Annotated in this window: 3 protein-coding genes and 1 pseudogene; all 4 read left to right on the top strand. The window is 29.4% G+C overall.

Going from position 1 to position 6,540, the window contains the following annotated elements:
- Positions 1-143: pseudogene (locus J7M87_RS01350) on the top strand (ABC transporter permease); the annotation flags it as partial.
- A 109-nt stretch (positions 144-252) separates the two neighbouring features.
- Positions 253-900 carry a fructose-6-phosphate aldolase gene (gene fsa, locus J7M87_RS01355; protein ID WP_291647926.1) on the top strand — a complete coding sequence of 216 codons (648 nt, stop codon included), beginning with the start codon at positions 253-255 and terminating at the stop codon, positions 898-900.
- A gap of 218 nt (positions 901-1,118) precedes the next feature.
- A complete protein-coding gene (locus tag J7M87_RS01360; RefSeq protein WP_291647928.1) occupies positions 1,119-4,658 on the top strand; it encodes a 5'-nucleotidase C-terminal domain-containing protein in 3,540 nt (1,179 codons plus the stop codon).
- A gap of 282 nt (positions 4,659-4,940) precedes the next feature.
- Positions 4,941-6,389, top strand: coding sequence for a transcription termination factor Rho (gene rho, locus J7M87_RS01365; RefSeq protein WP_291647930.1), 1,449 nt, complete (start codon positions 4,941-4,943; stop codon positions 6,387-6,389).
- The last annotated feature ends 151 nt before the right edge of the window (positions 6,390-6,540 follow it).

The raw sequence follows: 6,540 nt of genomic DNA on the forward strand, positions 1-6,540 counted from the left end.
CAATACCGTCATTAGCGGCAATACCAGGAGTATTATTAAAGATTTTCCCATATGTTGTAACTTTAATAGCTTTAGTTTTATTCTCTAAATCATCACAAGCACCAAAAGCATCTGGAGAACCATTTGATGCTGCTAAAAGGTAGGGTTTAAGTTAAAAGGTAAAAGTGAAAAATGAAAAAGTTAATATAGAAATTCATTCTTTGAATGAATTTCTAATAAAATACTTAGATAATCGTATAGGGGGATTGAATTATGAAAATATTTATAGATACTGCTAATGTAGATGAAATTATATCGGCAAATGATATGGGAGTTATTTGTGGGGTTACTACAAACCCCTCTTTAATAGCTAAAGAAGGAAGAGATTTTAAAGAAGTAATAAAAGAAATTACCACTATAGTTGATGGCCCTATAAGTGCAGAAGTAATTAGTTTAAAATATGATGAAATGGTAAATGAGGGACTTGAATTAGCAAAGATTAATCCTAATATAGTTATAAAGATTCCAATGACTATAGATGGATTAAAGGCAGTGAATATATTATCTTCTAAAGAAATAAAAACAAATGTAACTCTAGTTTTCTCAACAGCACAAGCATTATTAGCTGCCAGAGCTGGAGCTACTTATGTAAGCCCTTTCATAGGAAGAGTAGATGATATAGGAAGTAGGGGTATTGAACTTATAAAAGAAATTGCATCAGTTTTTAAAACACATGATATAGATACAGAAATTATAGCTGCAAGTGTTAGAAATCCTATACACAGTATAGAAGCAGCATTAGCTGGAGCTCATATAGCAACTATACCATATAGCGTATTAGTTCAAATGACTAAAAATCCATTAACTGATATAGGAATAGAAAAATTTCTAAGTGATTGGAATAATAGTAATAAAAAATAGAATATAATATTTTCTTTTTATATTATGGGATATGGTCATAACAATTAAATTTAAGATGATATTTAATGTCTCAAAATAATGAATTTTAAAGCTACTTTGTATTAAAGACATCTAAAGTATTAACGCGATAAAGCATGATTTATATAGCAATACTTTGGATGTCTATTTTTTATGGTTATTATTAAAAATAACATAAAACAAATATTAGGAGGGGTAAAATGAGAATTAAAAAGGGAAACCTAAAAAAATTCTTAGCTTCAGTTTTAGCTTTTACTTTTATTATAGGTAATTTACCAATGAACTTAGTAAAGGCTACAGTAGAGGAAGTATCAACAAAAACAATTCAAATTCTTGCAACTACCGATTTACATGGAAAGTTTGTTCCATATGATTATGCAAGAGCCACAACATCCTATGGAGGATTAACTCAAATAGCAACATTAGTTAATCAGCAAAGAGAAAATAATCCCAATACTGTTCTTGTAGATAATGGAGATAATATTCAAGGAAACTATAATCATTTATTCTTAAATGAAGAAAAGAATCCTATGATGCTAGCAATGAATTATATAAAATATGATTCATTTAGTTTAGGAAACCATGAATTTAATTTTGGAATGGATAAAATTGATAGTATAGCAAAGCAAGCAGAAGGACATCTTAAGGTATTATGTGCAAACCTTTACAGGGATGGAGCGAGAGTATTTGATGCCTATACAATAAAAGAATTACCTAATGGAATAAAGGTTGCAACTATTGGTGTTGTTACTCCACATATTGATAAGTGGGATGGACCGAATTTAGTTGGATACACACCTACAAACCCAACTGAAGAAGTGGCAAAGGTTATTCAAGAAATAAAGTCAGTAGGTGGAGCAGATGTATACGTGGTTACATCACATATGGGTTTTAATAGTGAGTATGGTAATGGAGATTCAGCAAGAGAACTTGCTGAAGCAAATCCTGAAGTTAATGTAGTTGTTATGGGTCATAGTCATGAAGCTAATGTTAATAAAACTGCTGGAAACGCAATTTTAATTCAACCAACAAACAATGCTGGAAGTTTAGGCAAAGTAGAAATAACTTTAGAACCAGATAGAGATAATGGATACAAAATTAAAGAGAAAGTTGGATCATTTATAGCAGTAAATAAAGATGTAGCAGAAGATGAAGATTTAGCGGAATTTTTAAGTTACTATGACCAAGCTGCAAAAAATGATGCAAGTATAGTTATTGGTAAATTAGAAGGACCAAGTTTAGCTGATAAAAACGAAATAGCTGATATACCAGAATCATTAGTTAGAGATCAAGGTATCACAGACTTAGTAAATGAAGTACAAATATATAATAGTAAGAATCATTTGGAATTACAAGGAATAGATGTAGATTCAGGATATATGGTATCAGCAGCAGCATTATTCGATGCAGGATCAAATATGCTATCTGGAGATATTAAAAAATCAGATATATCAAATATATACAAATATGACAATAAGCTTTATACAATAAAAACAAATGGAAAGCAACTTAAGAGATTTATGGAATGGACAGCATCAATATATAATAAATTTAATGCTGGAGATTTAACAATATCATTAAATCCTGATATTAGATTATATCAATATGACATGTTTGATGGAATAAGCTATGAAATAAATATTTCTAAACATGCTGGAAGTAGAATTGAAAATGTGAAGTTTGAAAAGGATGGAAAGGTTGTTGAAGATACTGATGTAGTTTATTTATCAGTAAATAACTATAGATATGACTCAGTTCTTAATGCAGCTAATAATCCTGTATTTGAACCTGGAACACATGAAAAAGTTTATGACACTAATAATGATAAAATATCAGATATGAGAGATTTAATAACAGATTATATAGTAAATGTTAAGGGTAGAAAAATAAGTAGATATATAGATAATAACTGGAAATTAACAGGAGTTAATTATGATGAAAAATTAAGAAAAGAAGTTGTTAAATTAGTAAATGATGGAGTACTTAGCATACCAGTATCAGATGATGGAAGAACTCCTAACGTAAAAAGTTTAACTATAAATGATGTTTTAATGGCTAAAAATCAAAAGAGAGTTGAATTAGTAAGTTTTAATGATTTACATGGAAATGTTCAAGAAAGTGGTAAAAATGTTGGAATAGCTAAATTAGCATCAGCAATAAAAGAAAGAACTTCATTAAATGACTTCTCTAATTATGAAGCTATACCACTAGCTGCTGGAGACTTATATCAAGGTACAGCAATATCAAATCTTACTAAAGGTGCACCAGTAAGTGAATTCTTAAAAGATATAAATATACCTGCATCTGCAGTTGGAAATCATGAATTTGACTGGGGAAAAGAATTAATTCCTATATGGGAAAAAGAAGGTGATTTTGATTTCTTAGCTGCTAATATTATAGATAAGAAAACAGGAAAGCCTGTTGATTGGGCAGATCCATATAAAATTATTGAAGTAGATGGAATTAAAGTTGGTTTAATAGGAATTACAACTCCTGAGACTGCTTATAAGACAACTCCAGCAAATGTTTCTGATTTAAGATTTGAAGATCCATCAATATCAGTTCAAAAATATGCTGATAAATTAAGACAAGAAGATAAAGTTAATGCAGTAGTTGTATTATCTCACTTAGGAGCAACAACAGATAAAGATGGGAAGCCTGTTGGAGAAGCTGTAGATTTAGCAAAGGAAATAAAAAATATTGATGCAATTATAGCATCTCATGATCATAAATTTACAAATGTCGAAGTTAATGGAGTTAAAATAATTGAAGCTGGATATAACGGCAGAGCTTTATCAGTATTAACATTTGATTTTGACAATGCAGGAAAATTAGTTTCACTTGGAGCTGAATTAGATGAACTTTATTTAAGAAGTGCTAATATAATACCAGATGAAACTTCAACAGAAATAGTTAAGAAATATGAATCTGAATTAAAACCAATATTAAGTGAAAAAGTAGCTGATCTAGATAAGGATTTAGACCACGATAGAAATGAAGGGCTTACACCTCTTGGAACAGTTGTTTCTGAGACAATGAGAAAAATTACAGGTGTGGATATTGGTATAACTAATGGTGGTGGAGTAAGAGCGCCATTATCAGCTGGAGTATTAACAATTGGAGATTTATACACAATATTACCTTTTGATAATACTTTAGTAACAATGGAATTAAAGGGTTCAGATGTAAAGGCTGCAATAGAACATGGAATTATGCCAGAAAACTTTGGTTGGGGACAGTTCTCAGGAATTAAAGTTTGGTATGATAAAGATGCTGCAGCAGGAGAAAGAATCACTTCAATTAGATTAGCAGATGGCACTCCATTAGATATGGATAAATATTATACAGTTGTAGTTAATGATTTTATGGCAACTGGTGGAGATGGATATGATTTCACAAATGCTAGAAATATGAAAGACACAATGCTTGTAATGAGAGATGAAATAAGAAGTTACTGGAAGACTAATGGCGTAGATACAGATATAGAGAATCTATTAATAGCTGGAGTTGATGATACAAAAGAGCCTACAAATCCAGGAGAGAATCCAGGAGAGAATCCAGGGGAAAATCCAGAAGAAAATCCAGGTGAAAATAACACTGGAGAAGAAGGTTCAAATAATCAAAGTAATTTACCAACTACTGGTGGACAAAATCCTATAAATTTATTAGTATTTGCTATATTAATATCAGGTGTTGGTTATGTAATGTTTAGTAATAAGACTGAAGAAAAAGCTAGTTAATCAATCTTTTAGGAGCTATCTTAAGACTATAGATAGCTCCTTTTTAATGAAATAAGTATTAAAATTATAAATAAGGAAATAATAGTAATATTATAATTAATAAAATTATCCTTGATAAATTAAATATATTAATTCATAATAGAAATACATATATAAAGTCCAAGAGATTCATATCTTAATATTTATATCTGAAAATATCCCAATTTAGAAATTATTAAATTTAAATATTGATTTTTTATTCATAATTGAATTATAAATAAAGTTATTTATGGAGGTGTAGTTTTGACTAAAGAAATTTATGAAAGAAAGACATTAGCTGAATTAAAGGAAATAGCTAAGCAGCTTAATATAAAAAATATAAGCAAATTAAAAAAGAATGAACTTATTGATGCAATAATTGAAAATTCACCAAAAAGTATAGAGAAAAATGGAGTTATATTGCAAGAAAAGATAACACCTAAGGTGAAAGCAGAAGAAATTAATGTAGTAAACAATAGTTCTAATAAGGAAATCAAAGAAGAGAAAAAAGAAGAGGTTAAAGAAGAGGTTAAAGAAGAAAATAGAGAAGAAAAAAGAGAAAGATTAAAAGTTATGATAAATGAATCTAATACAGCTAAGGGTGTGTTAGAAATATTGGAAAATAATAGTTTTGGGTTTTTAAGATGCAACAATTACCAAACAGGTGAAAATGACATATATGTATCACCATCTCAAATAAGGAGATTTAACCTTAGAACTGGGGATGAGGTTGAAGGAAAGGTAAGAGAAGCTAAAGAAGGAGAAAAATTTAAAGCATTACTTTATGTTGAAAGAGTAAATGGAGAAAATCCTGAAAGAGCAGTTGGAAGAAAATCTTTTGAAACATTAACTCCTATATATCCTCAAGATAGATTACATTTAGAGACTAATAATGAAGGAGATTTATCTTCAAGGTTAATGGATATAATTTGTCCTATAGGTAAGGGACAAAGGGGTATAATAGTTGCACCTCCTAAGGCAGGTAAAACAACTTTATTAAAAAAGGTTGCTCAAAATATATCTAAAAATTATCCAGAAGTTAAACTTATAGTTTTACTTATAGATGAGAGACCTGAAGAAGTAACAGATATGAAGAGATCTATAAATGGTGATGTTATATATTCAACTTTTGATGAAGAGCCTCAAAACCATGCAAAGGTATCTCAAATGGTTTTAGAAAGAGCAAAAAGAATGGTTGAGCAAGGAAAAGACGTGGTTATATTATTAGATAGTTTAACTAGACTTTCAAGAGCATATAACTTAACAATCACTCCAACAGGAAGAACATTGTCTGGTGGATTAGATCCAGGTGCTCTAATAATGCCTAAAAAATTCTTTGGTGCGGCTAGAAATATTGAAGAGGGTGGAAGTTTAACTATACTTGCAACAGCTTTAATTGATACTGGTTCTAGGATGGATGATATGATATTTGAAGAATTTAAAGGAACTGGAAATATGGAAGTTCATTTAGATAGAAAGCTTCAAGAAAGAAGAATATTCCCAGCAATCGATATATATAAATCTGGAACTAGAAAAGAAGATTTAATTTTATCAGAAGAAGAGAAAGAAGTGGCATACTCAATTAGAAGAGTTATGTATAGGGATGGGAATATAGAAAATGTTACTGAAAAACTGATAAATATGTTAACAAAGACTAAAAATAATAAAGAATTTATAAGTATATTTACTAAGAGTGAAATAGAGAAAAAATAGTTTAAATAAAAAATGTGTATGAGGTATAAAATGGAACCTATAAGATGGACACTTATAAAAGAGAGTCTATCTATATAGGTTCTTTTTTTGTACAATAAAGTTATGAGGTGATTTAATATGAGTAAAATAAGGTTCTCAAATAATGAAATAG

Source organism: Clostridium sp. (assembly GCF_017888565.1).
In the GTDB taxonomy this organism is placed as follows: domain Bacteria; phylum Bacillota; class Clostridia; order Clostridiales; family Clostridiaceae; genus Clostridium.